General features: G+C 55.8%; 11 protein-coding genes and 3 pseudogenes. 8 read left to right on the top strand and 6 right to left on the bottom strand.

Annotated features, from left to right (window positions below; genetic code table 11):
* Positions 1-2 precede the first annotated feature (2 nt).
* A complete protein-coding gene (locus tag DPA2511_RS06215) occupies positions 3-998 on the bottom strand; it encodes a VirK/YbjX family protein (RefSeq protein ID WP_012764829.1) in 996 nt (331 codons plus the stop codon).
* 995 nt (positions 999-1,993) lie between these two features.
* Here DPA2511_RS06215 and DPA2511_RS06220 point away from each other — a divergent pair.
* The 5 genes and pseudogenes from DPA2511_RS06220 (at position 1,994) to DPA2511_RS06240 (ending at position 8,211) form a co-directional block, all read left to right on the top strand.
* Entirely contained in the window at positions 1,994-3,025 is a 1,032-nt protein-coding gene (locus tag DPA2511_RS06220) for a hemin-degrading factor (protein ID WP_012764830.1), read from the top strand.
* Positions 3,022-3,834, top strand: a complete 813-nt coding sequence (locus DPA2511_RS06225) for a heme/hemin ABC transporter substrate-binding protein (protein WP_012764831.1) — start codon at positions 3,022-3,024, stop codon at positions 3,832-3,834. Before DPA2511_RS06220 ends, DPA2511_RS06225 begins: the two co-directional genes overlap by 4 nt.
* A 14-nt stretch (positions 3,835-3,848) precedes the next feature.
* Positions 3,849-4,819, top strand: a pseudogene (locus DPA2511_RS21165) (FecCD family ABC transporter permease).
* Positions 4,812-5,602, top strand: a pseudogene (locus tag DPA2511_RS21170) (heme ABC transporter ATP-binding protein). The pseudogenes DPA2511_RS21165 and DPA2511_RS21170 overlap by 8 nt, the downstream one beginning before the upstream one ends.
* A gap of 209 nt (positions 5,603-5,811) precedes the next feature.
* Positions 5,812-8,211: a TonB-dependent receptor domain-containing protein gene (locus DPA2511_RS06240; protein WP_012764834.1), complete on the top strand. Its 2,400-nt coding sequence runs from the start codon at positions 5,812-5,814 to the stop codon at positions 8,209-8,211.
* A gap of 104 nt (positions 8,212-8,315) precedes the next feature.
* On the opposite strand, the gene DPA2511_RS06245 is transcribed toward DPA2511_RS06240, so the two are convergent.
* Together DPA2511_RS06245 and DPA2511_RS06250 are read right to left on the bottom strand one after the other, a co-directional pair.
* The gene (locus DPA2511_RS06245; RefSeq protein ID WP_012764835.1) at positions 8,316-8,801 is read right to left on the bottom strand and encodes a Dps family protein; all 486 of its coding nucleotides are present in this window, start codon (positions 8,799-8,801) and stop codon (positions 8,316-8,318) included.
* A 370-nt stretch (positions 8,802-9,171) separates the two neighbouring features.
* Positions 9,172-10,629, bottom strand: a complete 1,458-nt coding sequence (locus tag DPA2511_RS06250; protein ID WP_012764836.1) for an AMP nucleosidase — start codon at positions 10,627-10,629, stop codon at positions 9,172-9,174.
* Positions 10,630-10,953: 324 nt separating this feature from the next.
* On the opposite strand from DPA2511_RS06250, the gene DPA2511_RS06255 reads away from it, so the two are divergent.
* Positions 10,954-12,114: a M20 aminoacylase family protein gene (locus DPA2511_RS06255; protein WP_012764837.1), complete on the top strand. Its 1,161-nt coding sequence runs from the start codon at positions 10,954-10,956 to the stop codon at positions 12,112-12,114.
* Between the two features lie 249 nt (positions 12,115-12,363).
* Positions 12,364-13,296 carry a DKNYY domain-containing protein gene (locus tag DPA2511_RS06260; protein ID WP_012764838.1) on the top strand — a complete coding sequence of 311 codons (933 nt, stop codon included), beginning with the start codon at positions 12,364-12,366 and terminating at the stop codon, positions 13,294-13,296.
* Positions 13,297-13,451: 155 nt separating this feature from the next.
* On the opposite strand, the pseudogene DPA2511_RS21175 reads toward DPA2511_RS06260, so the two are convergent.
* The 3 genes and pseudogenes from DPA2511_RS21175 to dgcN form a co-directional block, all read right to left on the bottom strand.
* Positions 13,452-14,356 (bottom strand): annotated as a pseudogene (locus tag DPA2511_RS21175) (D-amino-acid transaminase).
* A complete protein-coding gene (gene dgcA / locus DPA2511_RS06270; RefSeq protein WP_012764840.1) occupies positions 14,311-15,327 on the bottom strand; it encodes an N-acetyl-D-Glu racemase DgcA in 1,017 nt (338 codons plus the stop codon). The pseudogene DPA2511_RS21175 and the gene dgcA overlap by 46 nt, the downstream one beginning before the upstream one ends.
* A gap of 10 nt (positions 15,328-15,337) precedes the next feature.
* Complete coding sequence (gene dgcN / locus DPA2511_RS06275) at positions 15,338-16,330, bottom strand: N-acetyltransferase DgcN (protein WP_012764841.1); 993 nt, start codon at positions 16,328-16,330, stop codon at positions 15,338-15,340.
* Between the two features lie 781 nt (positions 16,331-17,111).
* Between dgcN and DPA2511_RS06280 the strand changes: the two genes are divergently transcribed.
* Positions 17,112-18,590 carry a sensor domain-containing diguanylate cyclase gene (locus DPA2511_RS06280; protein WP_226376628.1) on the top strand — a complete coding sequence of 493 codons (1,479 nt, stop codon included), beginning with the start codon at positions 17,112-17,114 and terminating at the stop codon, positions 18,588-18,590.
* Positions 18,591-18,600 lie beyond the last annotated feature (10 nt).

Raw genomic sequence — 18,600 nt, forward strand, 5'->3', positions numbered from 1 at the left:
GGTTATGACGATACCGGTAACGCTTCCTGTGTCGATGTGTCCGTGTCGAACGTCGGTGCCGGTGTGAACGGGGTAACGTCTTTGCTGTAAGGGTTCAGGTTGCGTATCCGGTTCTGAACGTCATCCAGTAACTGATAGCGGCGTTGATACTCCGAACGCTTGCGGCTGGGTAAGTCTGCCATATTCTTTCTCGGGATCGCTGCTGGGATGCGGTAAAGCTGCTGCGGCATTTCAACCGCGTTCACGGCAGCCCAGAATTCACTGTAGCTGGCGAACAGCACTTTCTTTTTACGGAAATAGTAGCGTAGGTTCTGATAGACATGGCTACCGTCGCCGACGGCGAGGATCGTATCAATCTTCAGCGTTTCCGCCAGCGTCAGTAAACATTCCAGCAGCAGACGCTTGGGAAACAGACCGAAGCTGGCCTTGGTCGCCTCCTTGGTGCGCTCCCGCGTATTGTCGTTCCCTTTTCCCTGCAGCCCGCCGATCATGATTGCGTGTCCGTTTTGATGGGGAATCACCGTGAACGACAACGACGCGAGGATGACGCCATTAAAGCGGATGCGTAGTGTCGTTTCGCCCTCTTTGTCATAACGGGAAATGCTGCACAGCAGCGAGAATATCTCGTTGTTTTTGCCGGAAAAACGAGCCAGGCAGTGGTCTCCCATGGTGAGAAACGCCTGCTTTAGAAAGGGATTGCCGATGGTATCGATAAACCGGTAATGATGCCCGATGGCGTCAACGCGATCGGTCGCACGCATACCCGCATGTAAATAAGGGCGATGTATTTTTGTCGGCAGCATAGGCCTGGCTTTTACCGCAGTACGCATTGCCGGAATGGATAAAATATTTTGCAGATGTCGCCGGGTAGTCAATGGCAGTGTTGCCGAGCGCAACAGGAATTTGGCTTTAATATCATTTTTGTGCCAGATTTTTTCTGATAGAAAATGACCCGTGACAAGCTGGCAGAAAAGCGCCAGCGGCGATGTAGTGCTCATTATAGTTTCCTGAATATTCGGTATTGCAAGTCGAAAAATATTTGGCGATGTATCGAGTCAGGAAATTATAATGAGAAAAAATAGTCACAAAATCGTTGTGTGAACATGGTTGAGGGTTGATTGAGGGAAAGTGAAAATAAAAAGAAAAATATAAATTCGTTTCGGGTTTATTTAAAAAGCATTTTTTATTTAAGGATATAATAGAGAGTCTTTATTATTTTTTTTCAGCCATCCTGGTGGTTATTCAACGCCGTTTAACCTATCGGTTTTCTCCCTAAAATTGTATGACATTAAACCAGCGATTTATCTCTGTGCCGTCTGGTAAAAACCCTGTAGCCGTCAGGCGTGCGGAGTCGCCGCATCACTGCGTGGCGCACATCATGTTTAACCTGGCCCTGAAGATTTACGGTGTTGTCTTGTTCAGTGCGTCGGCTGATGGTTTGGCAATTCGAATGATTGAGGTATGTCGCCGCTATGTTTCGTCGCTGACGATAACGCCGTCATGGTCTTTTTATTTCTTGTTGCCTCAACAATAGATGCATGACAAATAGTTAAGGCCCGATAGCCGAAGAGGATAATAAAAAGAGGTTTTACTGACGGGGGATATCGTGTGGTTAATTTTATAGCCGTTGATAAAACGTGCTTTTTATGGTTTTCAATCGATGGTTAATGTATTGAGTTATATTTATTTTAGTGATTAGCAATGAATTAATCTGCATGATTTTATTCTTGTGCCTTATTTCAAAACGTTATTTTTTCCCTGCGTAGCGGTTCTCAGTGCTGGAATATTTATCCTCGACGGGAGGGGGTGTCAGGCTGGCCTCCATTCACCCGGTACGGTGATATAGCCATAGTTATATTGTGAGAATGATGTAAATCAGTTGTTGTTAATCATCTTGTTTTTAATTTTTTGTAATGATAATAATTATTATTAACAACTAAGCGAATCTTGTTTCACATTGCCAGCGGATGGCGCGTTTGATGGAGTTTCTCACATGCATCACGATTACACCCATTATCAACAACTTAAAGCCGCGCACCCACGTAAATATGCCCGCGATTTAGCGCATATGATGGGCGGACGTGAGGCGGAGCTGGCTTTTTTGCGCGTCGGTTATGACGCCTGCCGTCTGTCTGGCGGTGCCGGCGTGTTGCTGGCCACGCTGGAGACCGTGGGGGAAACCAAATCGATTACCCGCAACGAATACGCCGTGCATGAACAAGTCGGTTATTACCGTAATCAGCGGTTTGGCGAACATGCCGGGCTGGTGCTGAACCCGCGCGGACTCGACCTGCGCTGGTTTCCACAGCAGTGGGGCAGCATTTTCGCGCTGACGGAAAATACGGCGCGCGGCGACCGTCACAGCATTCAGTTCTTCGATCTGCACGGCGATGCGGTGCTGAAAGTGTATGCCACGGCGCAGACGGATATGGTCGCCTGGCAGTCGGTGGTAGCGCAATTTACATGGGTGGATAACCCGCCGTTGTCGTTGTCGCCGATTGTTCCTGAGTCGGATAGCGCGCCGGCGGACGTCGCGTTGCTGGAGCGGGAATGGCGGGCGATGACTGACGTCCATGAATTCTTCTCGTTGCTTAAACGCCACCATGTTACGCGCCGGCAGGCGTTTCGGGCGGTGAACGACGACCTGGCCTGTCAGGTGGATAACCGTGCGCTGGCTCGCGTGCTGGCGGCAGCGCAGCAGGACGGGAATGAAATCATGATTTTTGTCGGCAATCGGGGCTGCGTACAGATTTTCACCGGCGTGATTGAGCAAGTGACGCCGATGGAGAATTGGCTCAACGTGTTCAACCGCGACTTCACCCTGCATCTGCTGGAAAGCGCCATTGCCGAAAGCTGGGTCACGCGCAAGCCCACCCAAGACGGTGTAGTGACCAGCCTGGAACTGTTCGCCGCCGATGGTACGCCGATCGCCCAGCTGTTCGGGCAGCGCACAGAGGGCGAGCCGGAACAGACGCGCTGGCGTGAACAGGTCACGGCGCAACGGGCGGTAGGGGAAACGGCATGAAACGTTTTTGGCTGATGTTATTGCTGTTGCCCGGTTCGCTGCTGGCGGCGGAGCGCATCGTCGCCATCGGCGGCGACGTCACCCAGATCGTGTTTGCGCTGGGCGCGGGCGGGCAAGTGGTCGCCCGCGATAGTACCAGCCTGCATCCGGCGTCCGTGAAAACCTTGCCGGATGTGGGGTATATGCGCCAGCTGAATGCGGAGGGCATCTTGTCGATGAAGCCCACGCTGGTACTGGTTAGCGCGTTGGCCCAGCCATCGGCGGCGCTGGAGCAGGTTGCCGGGCGCGGCGTGCGCGTCGTCGCCGTGCCCGCGCCGCAGAGCTTATCCGGCATCAATACCAAGATTACGGCCATTGCCGAGGCGCTGGGCATTGCGGCTAAGGGCCGCGATCTGACGCAACAGCTTGATGCACAGCTGGCGGCGCTGCCTTCCCAACCGTTGCCGACGCGAGTGCTGTTTGTGCTCAGCCATCACGGCATGTCGGCGATGGCGGCCGGGCAAGGTACCGCCGCCGACGCGGCGATTCGCGCCGCCGGGTTGCAGAACGCCATGCAGGACGTCAATCGCTACCAGCCGCTGTCGCAGGAAGGTGTGGTCGCCAGTCAGCCTGATTGGGTGGTGGTGACGACGGACGGTATGCGTTCGCTGGGCGGCGGTGATATCTGGGCATTGCCGGGGCTGGCGATGACGCCGGCGGGACGGCAACACCGTGTGGTGGTGGTGGACGATATGGCGATGCTGGGCTTCAGTCTGGACACGCCCGCAGAGCTGCTGCGCCTGCGTCAAACGGTGGAAGCCGGACAGTGAGAATCAGGCCGGGGATGATGCTGTCTTTGCTGGCCGGCGCGCTGGTGTTGCTGGCGCTGGCGGCGGCGGGCAGCGGAGCGATGCAACTCTCGCCGGCGCTGCTGTTAGCCAGCCCGCTGGACAGCCTGTCGTGGCAGGTGTGGCTGCATATCCGTTTGCCGCGCGTATTGCTGGCGTTACTGGTGGGCATGGCGCTGGCGTTGTCCGGCGCCGCTATGCAGGGGGTGTTTCGTAACCCGCTGGCGGATCCGGGGTTGCTGGGGGTCAGCAGTGGCGCGGCGCTCGGCGTGGCGTTGGCCATTCTATTTCCTGTGGCGCTGCCCGTGCTGATGGCGCTTTATCTGCCGCTGCTGGCGGCGTTTATCGGCGGCCTGTTGGTCATGCTGCTGCTGTTCGTGCTCAGTGTGTCGGGAACACGTTCGCTGGCGCAGTTGCTGTTGGTGGGGATCGCCATCAACGCCGTCTGCACCGCGTTTACCGGCGTGCTTGCCTGGCTGAGTAATGATCAACAACTGCGGCAATTGTCGCTGTGGGGCATGGGAAGTCTGGGGCAGGCGCAGTGGCCGACGGTGATCGCGGTGGCGTCGCTGGTGGTGCCGGTCTGTGCGTGGCTGCACCGGCTGGCGCAACCGCTCAATCTGTTGCAACTGGGGGAGGAAGAGGCGCACTACCTTGGCGTGGATGTGCGTCGCACCCGGCGTCGGATTGTCATCCTGGGCGCATTGCTGGTGGCGGCGGCGGTATCGGTGAGCGGCATTATCGGTTTTGTCGGGCTGGTGACGCCGCATCTGATGCGTATCACGCTGGGTGTGGATCACCGCTGGCTGTTACCCGGTTCTGCGTTGGGCGGCGCATTCTTGCTGCTGTTGGCGGATACGCTGGCGCGGACTCTGGCGGCGCCGGCGGAAATGCCGGTCGGGTTGTTGACCAGCCTGGTCGGCGGCCCCTGGTTTTATGGCTGATACTGAGGCGGCGCCATGGCTGAGATCGCTACGGGCACGCTGATCGCCAGCCATCTCGGCTACCAACTGGCCGAGCGTGTTCTGATTGATGATGTGTCCCTGACGCTGGCGCCGGGCGAGCTGGTGGCGTTGATCGGGCCGAACGGCGCCGGCAAATCGACGTTGCTGCGGTTGCTGACCGGCTATTTCACGCCTCAACGGGGTGACTGTCGGTTGTTGAACCGCCCGTTATCCGATTGGCCCCCGGCCTGCTGGCGCGTCAACGGGCGGTGATGCGTCAGGAAAATACGCTGACGGCGCCGTTTTCCGTCGCCGAAGTTGTGGCGATGGGTCGCTCGCCCTGGTCGTCCCGGCCGGATCCGCGCTCGCTTGACGCGGTGCTTGACCTGACGGATTGCACGCATCTGCGTAACCGCATCTATCCGCAACTGTCCGGCGGCGAGCAGCAGCGGGTGCGTCTGGCGCAGGCGTTGGCGCAGCTGTGGCACGACGATGGGCCGCGCGGGTGGTTGTTTCTGGATGAACCGACCTCGGCGCTGGATCTCTATCACCAGCAGCAATTGCTGCGCCTGCTCAGATCGCTGACGGCACCGGGCCGGCTGGCGGTGTGCTGCGTGTTGCACGATCTGAATCTGGCATCCCTGTGGGCTGACCGCGTGCTGGTGCTATGCCATGGGCGCAAGGCGGCGGAAGGCGCGCCGGCCGAGGTGCTGGATGCGGCGTCTATCGCGCGTTGGTATCAGGCGGATGTACTGGTCGGCCAGCATGCCGAAGCGGCGGTGCCGCAGATTGTATTGCGTCGCTGATGATGGCGACGTGTTCAGGGATGAACCTTGGTCTGCTTTGGCGGACGAACCATAACAATAGACCTGAAAGAGAAATACCGATCGGCTGTCAGGCCCGTGCGTCTTAGGTATCGCGGCAGGGTGGTCGGGGTTGGCTCCGAACGGGCGAAACAGACTGAAAAGTAATGCTGGGCAGGAAGATAACGACAACTATTTATCGAGGTTGCAGTATGTTCTTGCATCGAAACACAGAAACACATCGCACCGGCCTGAGCCGGATTATTCTGACCGGCGTGTTGTCCGGTCTGGCCTGCCAAACATTGGCGGCAGAGACATCCACCGCAGAGGAAACCACCAGGAAAACGGAAAAGTCCGCCGCCGATAAATCTCAGCCAACGGGCGATCAGATTACCGTCTTATCGCCCAGGGTGAAAAAGCCCGGCACCACCATTACGGTGACAGAGGAAGAGATCCGCAAAAACGGCGGCAACGATTTCGGTTCCGTTATGCGTTATCAGCCGCTGGTCGGGACGACCGGCTCCAGTGGTGGTTCCGGTTCCGGCAAGAGCGGTTTCGATCGCAGCGGTTATACCGGCTACAACATCCGCGGACTGGAGAGCAACCGGGTGGCGATCGACGTGGACGGTATTCCGTTGCCGAACGCGACCAGCCGTGGCTATGCCGGACGCGCCGGGCTTGGCACCTTCGGTATCGGCCGCGACTACATCGACCCTTACATGTATGGATTGATCAGTATCGATGCCGGCGCCACGCCGGTTGAACGGGCGAACAACGCCATCGGCGGCGCGGTGTCTTTCCGCCCTAAATCACCGGATCAGTATCTCTCGGCGCAGAAAACCCACTATTTCGGCTACCAGAGCGGTTATGACTCCGCCAATCGCAGCTGGCAGAATGGCGTCACTGTCGCCGGCGGCGATAAGACATTGCGCGGTATTGTGGCGATCAGTCGTCGCGACGGCCAGGAAACCCGTACCAACAGCGATGCGTTGTCGGCCTATCCCATGAACTGGCACTCTACCGCGGTCATGACGTCGGCCATCTGGCAGCCGAATGATCAGCACCGTTTCACCGGTACGCTGGATTACTACGACAAAACCACCCATACCCACTATGACGGCTGGAACTCCAGCGGCAACGCCATCGTCGGCACGTCGCACCAGGAGAGTGATACCCAGCGTTGGAGCATGAACCTGCGCCACAGCTGGACGGCGGCGGCCAGCGGCGGCCTGGTGGATGCGGTGGATTCAAGGGTGTATTTCCAGCGTTCCAAAGCGCAGGACGAGACCTATCTGCCGCAGGACAGCGGCAGCATGTATACCACCTACTCGGATTACAATGTTAAGACCTTCGGTGTCGAAACCAGCCTGCTGAAAGAGTGGGGCATGCATCAGTTCACCTGGGGCTTTAACGCTCAACAGTCCAACACTGAGCGCCCGTTCCATCAGGCGCCGACGCAAACCTACGCCAACGCGATCATGCAGCCGGAAGCGGACAGCCGCAGCTACAGCCTGGGCGGCTTTGCGCAGGATAAAATGGATTTCGAGGTGGCAGGCAAAACGCTGTCCGTCACGCCGGGCGTGCGAGTGGCTTACCAGAATACCAAACCGCGTAATCTCTCCAGCCTGAGCGCGGGCAGCAGCGTGATTGACAGCGACGATGTGACGGCGTTGTACGATAAGACGAACAGCGATACGCAGGTATTGCCGTCGCTGAGTTTGCAGTATGAGCTGGCGCCGCGTCTGAGCACCTATCTGCAGTACCGCCGCGGCGCGCAGTTCCCGGATGCCGGCCAGCTGTACGGATCCTGGGGGTTGGGATCCAACTATGCCGGGCGCGCCCAGTACGCGCTGATTGGCAACACCTCGCTGAAAACCGAAACCAGTGATAACTACGAATGGGGCCTGAAAGGCGATATTACCGAAGGCGTGGCCTTCCGTTCCGCGCTGTTCTACAACAACTATCGTGATTTTATCGCTTATACCCGTTACACCCGCGCCGCCAATCCGGAGCGGTTTACCACTGTTCCGAGCAACATCTACACCGCTTATCAGGCGGAAAACCGCGACAAAGCCTATATTTACGGCGCCGAATTCAGCAGCCGTATTCAGTGGGGAACGTGGTTCAACACCTTGAACGGGGTGAGCACCACGCTGGCGGTGGGCTATAGCGAAGGCAAGTCGAAATCCAGCTATCTGGGCGATCGCTATGTGGATCTGGACAGCGTGGCGCCGGTGAAAGCAGTGATCGGTTTGGCATGGGACGACCCTGAAAAACGCTACGGCGCAGCGGTTAACGCCACCTTCCAGAAAGGTAAACAGGCCACGGCGACCAACCGCCAAAGCTACAGCAACAGCGGTACGGCGCTGACGGACTCGTCGTCCAGCTACCTGCGTATTCCCGGTTACGGGCTGGTGGATCTGACCGCCTACTGGCAGGTGCTGCCTCACGTTAGGTTGAACGGCGGCGTGTATAACCTGACCGATCGCAAATACTGGGATTATCTCAGCAGCCGTCAGTTGACGCTGGCGACCAATCAGGATCTCTACAACAAGGAGCTGGCGGTGATGCCGGGACGAACCTTCCAACTGGGCGTGAATGTGGAGTTCTGATTGTCGGGCGTGACGTCACCGCCGGCGTAAAATGAAAAACGGAGCGGGGTGCCTGCAACCTTGCTCCGTTGTCGTTTGTACCAGCCTGACGGTGGCTGAATGGATTAACGCAGGTAGGCGTTATACATCCAGATCTGTTTTTCCTGTTCCTGAATGTAATCGGTCATCAGTGAGGCGGTGCCTTCATCGCCGGCTTCCGCCGCCAGCGGCAGAATTTCACGCTGTTGTTGCAACAAGGCGGCATAACCGGCCAGCAGCCCTTCCAGCGTGGATTTCCCGTCGGTGACGTTGACGTCTTCCTTGATATCGGCCACGTTCAGATAATCGCTATAAGCGTGTAACGGCTGCCCGCCCAGGGCCAAAATTCTTTCCGCCAGCTCGTCGATTTTCAGCAACAGATCGTTGTAGATCTCTTCAAACTTGGCATGCAGTTCAAAGAAGGCGGCGCCGGAAATGTTCCAGTGATAACCGCGTACATTCATATAGAGAATCTGGTAATTCGCCAACAGCTTGTTCAGCTTGCCGGAAATCTTTTCTGATAGCTGAACATCAAGGCCGATTGGGCTTTTTTTCTTCTTACTGCCAGACATATATGTTCTCCTCATCAGTGAGTATTACCGGGCCGCATGTCAATGTGGGACAGTTTCAGGCATGGCGGCCTAACGTGTAAACCTAACTCTGTCGGTCATAAGGCCGGGTGACAACATCATGATCTTGATGTAAATCCGTTATCAGCGCAAAGACAATGATTTTTTACTGTCATGAATCAGGTTGTATGACGTCATTATACGTAGCGATACGGAGAATGGCTGTTTGCGAATACCTGTTATAGCGATTTGCGGTGGTTATCATACCCACAGCCAATGTAAGCCTATGCCTGTTGATGGTGGGGGGCATCTGGCGGCTCATGGTTTCAGGCAACAGGTTCTCCGCCCGCGTGGATACGGGCGGAGGCTGTACTTAACGGAATGGCGGTTCGTTGAAGGTGCGCAGTTTACGAGAGTGGAGATGTTCAGCTTCGGCACGCAACAGATCCACCGCGCAGATGCCGATTTGCAGATGCTCGGAAATCGCGCCTTCGTAGAAACGGTTGGCTTGCCCCGGTAGTTTGATTTCACCGTGCAACGGTTTGTCGGACACGCACAGCAGCGTTCCATAGGGGACGCGAAAGCGATAACCCTGCGCGGCGATAGTGGCGCTTTCCATATCCACGGCGACCGCACGACTCAGATTAAAGCGCAGCGCCGATGCGGAGTAGCGCAACTCCCAATTGCGATCATCCGTGGTGACGACGGTACCGGTACGAAGACGCTGTTTCACCTCTTCCCCCGGCATGCCGCTGACTTTTTTGGTGGCGTCATACAATGCTCGCTGCACTTCGGCAATGCTGGGGATCGGAATGTCCGGCGGCAGCACCGTATCCAGCACATGATCGTCGCGCAGATAGGCATGCGCCAGCACGTAATCGCCGATGGACTGACTTTCCCGCAGCCCGCCGCAGTGGCCGATCATCAGCCAGGCGTGTGGACGCAATACGGCCAGGTGATCGCAAATCGTCTTGGCATTCGATGGCCCGACGCCGATATTGACCAGCGTGATGCCCCGTCCCTCGCGAGAAATAAGGTGGTAGGCCGGCATTTGATGATTTTTCCATGCCAGGTCGGACACGGCGCGTTCGGGAAAGGCGGTATCCGCCGTGACGATCGTACCGCCCGCGCACGCCAGCGCTTCATACGGGCTGGCGGGGTCGACAATCTGGTCACAGGCCCAGCGAACGAATTCATCCACGTAGCGGGTGTAATTGGTAAAGAGTACGAACGGTTGAAAGTGTTCGGCCTGAGTGCCGGTGTAGTGGCGCAGCCGCGCCAGCGAAAAGTCAGTCCGCAATGCATCAAAATGGGACAACGGATAATGCTCGCTATCCGGCAACAAGCCGTCGGCGGTTTCATCGCCGATCAGCGACAGTTCGGTGGTGGGGAAATGCTGTGCCAGTCCGACGCTCATGGTGCGGTTCAACCCGAGATTAGCCCCGTCGATCACGTAGGGATAAGGGATTTCCTTATCGGAAGGAACCACTTCGATAACCGCCGAATATTCACTCTCCAGAATCGCCAATTGTTCGGCCAGATAGGCTCGGAACAACGCCGGACGAGTGATGGTCGTGCTGTAACTGCCGCCGTGGGTCAGTCTGCCGTAGGCCCGGGTCTTGTTATGTTTCTGGGATTGTCCATCCCAACTGATGCGCAATTCCGGGTAGACGAACAGCCCTTTGGCGCGGGCGGCTTCATCCGGCAACGAGCCGTCGGTGATAAAGGCGCTGATGGCGGCGCGCAGCGCGGTGACGGCATTGTCATAGAGCGCTTCCAGTTTATCGATCGCCTGGCTGGCGGAAAGACCGGCTCCGGGTACGTAACTCATCTTTTCTCCTTGGTGGGGTTTCGACGGGACTCAGCCTAATGCAGTAGTGTGACACAGGGGCGATGCAGGGACGATAAGAAACATGATTTATCCGACGATACCGCAACGTATGGGCCTGACGGGTCTCCGCCAATTGGGATGAGTAAGCATTATCGTTCTGCTCTCGCGCCATGCTCATCCATTCAGCAGGCGGATCCGGTTATGAGTTATGCAGAGCGGTGATTTCACTCTGTTTGGCCGGTGACGTAGAGTAAGTTATCGATAAAACGGTGTGCGTGTGGTGTATGTTCTTGCCGGCTCGCATAACGAAGGGGTAGGACGATTATGAGCATTCCTCCGGCGTTGCTGGAACAGGCCGTCAGGTGGCGGCGTCAACTGCATTCCTGTCCTGAACTCGGCTATCAGGAACATCAAACATCACGCATGGTGGCGGAATTACTGACGAGCTTCGGTTTACAGGTGCATACCGGGTTAGCGGGTACTGGCGTCGTTGGCACGCTGAAAAATGGCGACGGGCCAGCCATAGGGTTGCGTGCGGATATGGACGCCCTGCCCGTGACGGAACGGGGGCATTGCGAACATAAATCCCTGCATGATGGCGTGATGCATGCCTGCGGACACGATGGTCATACCGCCATTCTGCTGGCAACCGCGCGTCATCTTGGTCAACAGCCTCATTTCAACGGTACGGTGCATTTCGTTTTTCAACCCGCTGAAGAAAATCTGGGCGGCGCCCGTCGGATGGTGGAAGACGGGTTATTCCAGCATTTCCCGATGGAAAGTATCTACGCGCTGCATAACTGGCCGGGGCTGCCCGCCGGGCATGTCGGCGTGAGCGAAGGGGCGATAATGGCGTCGCTGGATTCTTTTGAAATCGAGCTGACCGGGAAGAGTTGTCATGCCGCTATGCCGGAAAGCGGCGCGGATCCTATCGTCGCCGCATCGCAACTGGTGCTGTCGCTGCAAACCATTACCTCCCGATGTTTGTCGCCGCAATCCTCGGCGGTGGTCAGCGTGACGCAGATTATCGGCGGTGAAGCTATCAATGTTATTCCTGAAAAAGTGATCTTGCGCGGTACGCTCCGATGCCTGCAGGCCGACGTGCGGGAGCGGGTAAAAACCCTGATCGATCAGTTCGTCGCTCAGTTGCCGGTGGTGTTTGGCGTCAGGGGGGAAATCCGCTATTTCCCCGGTTATCCGGTCACGATGAATACCCCATCCGCCGCACTGGCCGTCAGTGATGTCGCCCGGGCGCTTCTGGGCGATGATCGCGTACATTGGCAGGTTAAACCTTCAATGGCATCGGAGGATTTTGCCTGCATGCTGGAGCATTGTCCTGGCGCCTATTTCTGGTTGGGGGCTGATGGTCTGGCGCCTTCCCGTCCTTTGCATAACGCATTCTATGATTTCAATGATGAACTGCTCGAAACAGGCGTTCAGTTATGGAGTGCATTGGTGGCGCGTTTGTTGCCCATTTCACTGTAACCCGCTGTTTACGTTTAGTCAGATATTGGTGAATGTCGCAAAACGGAGAGATAGTTGAGTCGAGGTGTTTAGCACAAGCTATATTGCCATCCGTACAGAGTTACGTGTTTGGGATGATCGGTATTCTGATGCGCGGTTGAAATCGCGGTGATGAGATTGCATCGGGCATCAGCAATATCGATGATGCAACGGGAAGAAACGGATGCGCAGTAATGCGTTGATTGGATAACGGAGCAGGAAGGAAGCACCATGAAAAGGATCTGGTTGAGCGCCTTGAGTGTGGGCATGGTGACGCTGTCATCTTATGCGGATGTTCCGCCGCCTTATAAGGTGGTGGATGGGAAGGTGGCGTTGCAGATTTCGGTGAATGTGCCCGCGCTGGTGTTGCCGGGGGCAACGCCGGAGAATTTCCGGGTGTTGCAGAAGAGTCGGGGCATGATCCTGGCTGCGTCGGGCAACAATTTTTACTGCAACCAGCGGCAACTGCCCGCCGGTTTTAATGCGGAAAGCGCCAGGATCCGCGGTGAGTTCTTCCTGGTGTCGAATGTCGGTTCCTACCTCAGTTGCGAACGCATGAATCACGATATTGACGCCGATACCTTTCAGGCGCTGGATTTCCCCTTCTTCCGCGATCGCACCCATGTCTGGCTGCCGGACGGCGAGAAGCTGGAGGGCGTGGACGCCGAGAGTTTCAAATCGATAGGTCGTAGTCAGGCGTTCGACAAGAAAAATTACTATTACGCTGAGCGGGAAATCACCGTGACTCCCTACAGCAAGAAAGTCGCTGCGTTCGGCAATTGCTTCGGCTGGGCGTCGGTTGACGGCGTGGCGTTCTTTCGCGGGGAGTCGCGCAAGGATGTGGATGTCGCCAGCTTTCGTTGCCTGACGTTCAACGCGGCACTGGATAAACAGAAATTCTATGTGTTCGATCGTGTTTATCCCGGCTTACCGGCAGGGGTGAACGTTGACGATATCAAGGTTGTCCGTGGCACGGACAAACTGGTGACGGACGGCAAGCGCGTCTGGTTTCTGGGCGTGGAGCCGGTGCTGTTGTCAGGCCTGAAGTCTGACGATGTTAAACTGAAGCCGGAGCTTAATGGCTATACCATCAGTGATGGAACAACCCGCTGGCAATGCGGTAAGGTCAAAATCGGCGACAATCCACTGTGCAGCAAAGGGTGAGATTGGGCCGCCGTTCCCATTAGCGTAATCCTATCGCTGACGGCAACAAATAGATTAAGGGGGGGAGGCGCTAACGGGCCTCCCCCTTGCATTATCTATCCGATGGATAGGTGTGGCGATTTTAGATAAACGATGGAAAGAAAACGGTATGTCGTTTATCCAGCCGTTTGAGCCTGCACCATGCCGACGTAGATCTCACGCAATTGACGCGCCAACGGGCCGGGACGCCCATCGCCGATCGTGACGCCGTCAATCTCTACAACTGGCCAGACAAAGGTGGTGGCGGAGCTGATAAAGGCTTCTTTGGCGTGGCGGGCTTCTTCTGGTGTAAAGGCGCGTTCTTCAATCACCAGGTTGTGCTGCGCCGCCAGTTTCAGCAGGCCGGCACGGGTGATGCCGTGCAGGATGTCGTTGCTGAGCGGACGGGTAATGACGTGGTTGTTGGCGTCGACAATGTAGCAGTTGCTGGAGCTGCCTTCCGTCACCAGGCCATTTTCAACCAGCCAGGCGTCGTCGGCGCCTTTTTCGTGCGCCCATTCCTTCGCCATGCAGGCCATCAGCAGGCTGACGGTTTTGATATCCCGTCGGTGCCAACGCAGATCCGGGCAGGTAATGACCTTGATACCTTTCTCGGCGCAGGGGTGATGGATCACCGGCCGTGCCTGTGTAAACAAGATCAGCGTCGGTTCGGCGTCGGCGGGAAACGCAAAGTCGCGATCACCGGTGCTGCCCCGGCTAAGTTGCAGGTAGATGCCACCTTCCTGAAGTTGGTTTTTTCTATCAGCGCGAGGTGGATCTCTCGCAATGCTTCAATGCTGACCGGCAGACGCAGGTTCAGCTCGCGGCAGGAACGCGCCAGCCGCGCCATATGCCCGTCGTATTCCGCCAGCCGGCCGTTGACGACGGCCGTCACTTCATACACCGCATCGGCGAACAGAAAACCGCGATCGAACACGGAGACTTTGGCGGCTTCTTCAGGCAGATATTGCCCGTTAACATAAACAGTACGAGACATCACGCTACTCCTGTTAAACATGTGCGGGACTGACCCTGGCCCCATAAGCCGTTTTCCGGCAGGTACAATTGGCTATCGCGCCATTCGAGCCCACCGACGCGATCGTCCTGCAATAGCAATGGGCCGTCGAGGTCGACCACGTCAGCGCCTTGGGCCACCAGCGTGGCAGGCGCCATCGACAGCGAGGTGCTGACCATGCATCCCACCATGATTTTCAACCCCTGGGCGTGTGCGGCATGGCGCAAATGCAGGGCTTCGGTTAGCCCGCCGCTTTTATCCAGCTTGATGTTGATCATGTCATAGCGTGCGGCAAGCCCAGCCAGTGATCGGCGATCATGGCAGGATTCATCCGCACAGATGGGAATCGGACGCGGCAACGACGCCAGCGCCGCATCTTCGCGGGCGGGTAGCGGCTGTTCAATCATGGCGACGCCCAGCCGCAGCAGTTCCGGTACCAGTCTCTGATAAAGTGCGGCGTCCCAACCTTCGTTGGCGTCGACGATCAACCGCGATTCAGGCGCCCAGCGGCGTACAGCGGCTACGCGATCGATATCCTGTTCGTCCGCCAGCTTGAGTTTGAGCAATGGGCGGTAAGCATTGCGTTGTGCGGATTGCGCCATACGCTCCGGGGTGTCCAGCGACAGCGTATAAGCGCTGACGAGCGGCGTCGGGCGCGGTAATCCGGCCAACTGCCACACCGGTTTGCCCTGCTGCCGACTGGCCAAATCCCAGTAGGCGCAGTCCAGCGCATTGCGTGCGGCGCCCGGGGGCAGCGCGTCCTGCAAAGTTTCTCGCGTCATCCCTTGTCGTATCGCGTCGGCTACGCTGTGCAATTGAGCTTCAACATTGCTGATGTTTTCGCCATACCGGGCATAGGGAACGCTTTCGCCATGTCCGACGTGATTGCCGTCGCTCAGGGTGACTTTAATCACCTCCGCATGGGTTTTGCTGCCGCGCGATATGGTGAACGTTTCCCGCAGGGCCCAACTTTCGTGGGTGAAAATCAGTTCCGCCATGCCGAATTCCTCAGAGTTGGTCGACGATGCGCCCAACGCCCTGACGGAACGGATCCACCACGGGTAGGCCAAGTTGTTGTTCCAGTTTCGTCATATAAGACAGCGCATCGGCTTCAATCAGATGAGCGCTATTGATGGATACGCCGACGAAACGAGCGTGAGGGTTGGTCAGGCGCGCCATGGCCAGATTAAGGTCGATGCAGGCTTGCAGATCCGGCAGCGGATAATCGACGCCGCGCATGTGGGTGCGGGTAGGTTCGTGGCACAGCACCAGGGCGTCCGGCTGCGCGCCGTGGATGATCCCGGTGGTGACGCCGGCGAACGACGGGTGGAACAGCGAACCCTGGCCTTCAATCACGTCCCAGTGATCGGCATCGTTATCCGGTGCTAAGGTTTCCACCGCGCCGGCGATGAAATCGGAAACCACGGCATCGATACTGACGCCCGCGCCGGAGATCAGGATCCCGGTCTGACCGGTGGCGCGGAATGTGGCTTTTCGGTTACGCGACAGCAGTTCTTTTTCAATTGCCAGCGCGGTGTACATTTTGCCGCAGGAACAGTCGGTGCCGACCGGCAACAGGCGTTTGCCGCTACGTTTACGTCCGCTGGCTACCGGATAGGTTTGCGTTGGATGGCGCACATCGAACAGCGAACGCCCCAGGCGGGCTGCCAGCTCGCTCAGTTCCGGCACGTCGGCCAGTTTATTGTGCAGGCCTGCCGCCAAATCCATGCCGCATTCCAGCGCTTGGCGCAGAACGGCGATCCAGGCTTCGGAGATGATGCCGCCGCGGTTGGCGACGCCGATGACCAATGTTTGCGCGCCGGCGGCGCGGGCGGCGGGGATGTCCAAATCCGGCAAATCGCAATCGGCATGGCAACCTGGCATACGGTATTGACCGACGCAATATTCCGGATGCCATTGTTTAATACCAATTGCCACCTTGGCGGCCAGTTGGTCATGAGCGTCACCTAAAAACAACAAATAAGGTTTTTTAATATTCATTACATTCTCCATTCCTGAAATAAAACTCAAGACAATAGGCCGCCGTATCGCTAATTATGCGACGATGAAATAACAGGGTTGATGGCGAACAATAAAATCAGATCGTCATCACAGTGGAATCACACTGAATTGTGTTGTGTTTGATATTACCAAGCAGTGTTATGTTGTCAATATTAGTAAAAAATAAGAATTTTATGCCAGTGTTTTGCCTTTTTGATGTTGTTGTATGGCGGTTTATTGATTGTGTTAGAAATAAAAAACTAAAAAAAGTTAAAAAATGAATATGTGCCGACTTTTATAAATCATGACATGCTCTGGTAATAAAAAAGTCTTATACGTGCAGCCTTTGCATTATTTTGGTGCTATTGCACGGTGTAATAATCATGGCAGAGATAATTATTGTTAAATGTTAATGCAATAATAATAAGGCTTGATGAGTGCGTTAATAAAGCGCGCTTTTTCGATGCATCAACGAGTTTTCCGGCGGAGGGCGTATCGCATTATGCCCTGAAAAAGGGCAAGGCCGACAGATGGACGAAATGCGAACTCGTATGTGGTGAGGTGAGGGGTTTTTAGCTATTATGCTTACAAAAGTGAGATTATTAAGAATGAAACGGGGTTTTATTCTGATAATTTGCTCTAAAATTAGAGTTTAATTTGTTAATTAGTTGTTTTTAGAGCTGTTTTTCCGAGAGTGGATATGCCATCGAATAATCCTCCCCCTATGCATGTTAGCCGCTTTTTGCTCCTGTTCCGGCGTTTTTCGTCACCGGGCATCACCATGATGGGATTTTTAGTGATGTTGGGGCTGATATTCTGCGTCACCAGCGTCTGGAACTTCTGGACTTCTTATCTGCACCGTCTGGATGAAGCAGAAGATAATGTGATCAACTTATCATTCGCGATGTCGCGTCAGGCCGAGGATACCTTCGTCCCAGTCGAAGTCGCCATTGACGATATGCTACGGGAGTTTGCACAGACCGGAATGCTGGACTCCAGCAAAGTGCGAAGCGTTCTCGATACCCATCGGGCGGTGCTACCACAATTGGTGGGGTTTTATTTGTTTGATGAAAGAGGAAATCTGGTTTCCTCCACCGCCAAAGGGCCGCTCTATATTTATAATGCAGGACGAAGAGAATATTTTCTTTGGCTCAAAGAACATAATACGTCGGCATTATATATTAGTCGGGTCAGTACCAGTTCAACGACCGGGCGGCATATTATTCCTGTGGCGAAAAGATTGACTGGCGAAAATGGCGAATTCAAAGGTATTTTTCTGGCGACCATCGATCATAATTATTTCGGTAATTTTTATCGTTATTTTACGCTCGACTATAACAGCGTGTTATCACTGATGAATGCCGATGCCCACGCTATTTTTATCTATCCCGATCCGGCCTCCTATATTAATGACGACTTTACGACCGGCGGATTGTTTGACCAGCAACGTCAGCAACTCGCCAGCGGTAGCGGAACCTGGCGTACCACGCTGGATAATAAAGTGCGCATTGTGGGGTATGTCAGGCTTAAACGTTATCCGCTGGTGGTGGCGGCCAGTGTGGAAAAAGCTGCGGTACAACGACGCTGGCTGATGGAAAATCTCCCGGCGATGCTGCTGAATGTGTTTGTGCTGTTTCCCATACTTTTTATGGGGGCGCTGGTGCTGAAACAGATCCGGCTGACGGTCAGAAATAAGGACGTATTGACACGTTTACACCAGGAGGAAACCGATAAAAATCGGGTTTTGCAAAAGCTGGCGTTGGTTGACCCGTTAACCAGGCTGGCGAATCGGCGTCGCTTCGACAGCTATCTGGAGCAATCACTGGAAAAAATGCGTGACGAAGGCAAGGTGTTGTCGCTGATTATGATGGATGTGGATTTCTTCAAATATTTTAACGACACCTATGGGCATGTACGGGGCGATCGCTGTCTGTCGCAGATCGGCAGTGTGCTGTTGGGAAGAGTCTGGCCATCCGGTGCGCTGCCGGCCCGCTATGGCGGCGAGGAGTTCGCGGTGATCCTACCCAATGTGACCGGCGAGCAGGCGGAGTTGCTGGGTGCACAGGTGGTTGAGGCGATAAGGGCATGCGCAATTCCGCATCAAGAGTCCTTGCTGCCGGATCACATTGTCACAGTGAGTGTCGGCGTTTACTCCTTTTCCAGCGCCAACCCCTGTGATGTGCAGCGTCTTAAGGATGGCGCTGATCAGGCCTTGTATCTGGCCAAGAAAAAAGGACGCAATCAGTGTGTAAGGTTGTAGTCTGCGCGGC

Source organism: Musicola paradisiaca NCPPB 2511 (assembly GCF_000400505.1).
Classification (GTDB): Bacteria; Pseudomonadota; Gammaproteobacteria; order Enterobacterales; family Enterobacteriaceae; genus Musicola; species Musicola paradisiaca.

Bases quoted from the DNA above. Each gene is read 5' to 3' on its own strand.
- DPA2511_RS06225 (WP_012764831.1), top strand. From the start codon at position 3,022: ATGAAACGTTTTTGGCTGATGTTATTGCTGTTGCCCGGTTCGCTGCTG.
- dgcN (WP_012764841.1), bottom strand. From the start codon at position 16,330: ATGAATATTAAAAAACCTTATTTGTTGTTTTTAGGTGACGCTCATGAC.
- DPA2511_RS06245 (WP_012764835.1), bottom strand. From the start codon at position 8,801: ATGTCTGGCAGTAAGAAGAAAAAAAGCCCAATCGGCCTTGATGTTCAG.
- DPA2511_RS06215 (WP_012764829.1), bottom strand. From the start codon at position 998: ATGAGCACTACATCGCCGCTGGCGCTTTTCTGCCAGCTTGTCACGGGT.
- DPA2511_RS06260 (WP_012764838.1), top strand. From the start codon at position 12,364: ATGAAAAGGATCTGGTTGAGCGCCTTGAGTGTGGGCATGGTGACGCTG.
- DPA2511_RS06255 (WP_012764837.1), top strand. From the start codon at position 10,954: ATGAGCATTCCTCCGGCGTTGCTGGAACAGGCCGTCAGGTGGCGGCGT.
- DPA2511_RS06280 (WP_226376628.1), top strand. From the start codon at position 17,112: ATGATGGGATTTTTAGTGATGTTGGGGCTGATATTCTGCGTCACCAGC.
- dgcA (WP_012764840.1), bottom strand. From the start codon at position 15,327: ATGGCGGAACTGATTTTCACCCACGAAAGTTGGGCCCTGCGGGAAACG.
- DPA2511_RS06240 (WP_012764834.1), top strand. From the start codon at position 5,812: ATGTTCTTGCATCGAAACACAGAAACACATCGCACCGGCCTGAGCCGG.
- DPA2511_RS06220 (WP_012764830.1), top strand. From the start codon at position 1,994: ATGCATCACGATTACACCCATTATCAACAACTTAAAGCCGCGCACCCA.
- DPA2511_RS06250 (WP_012764836.1), bottom strand. From the start codon at position 10,629: ATGAGTTACGTACCCGGAGCCGGTCTTTCCGCCAGCCAGGCGATCGAT.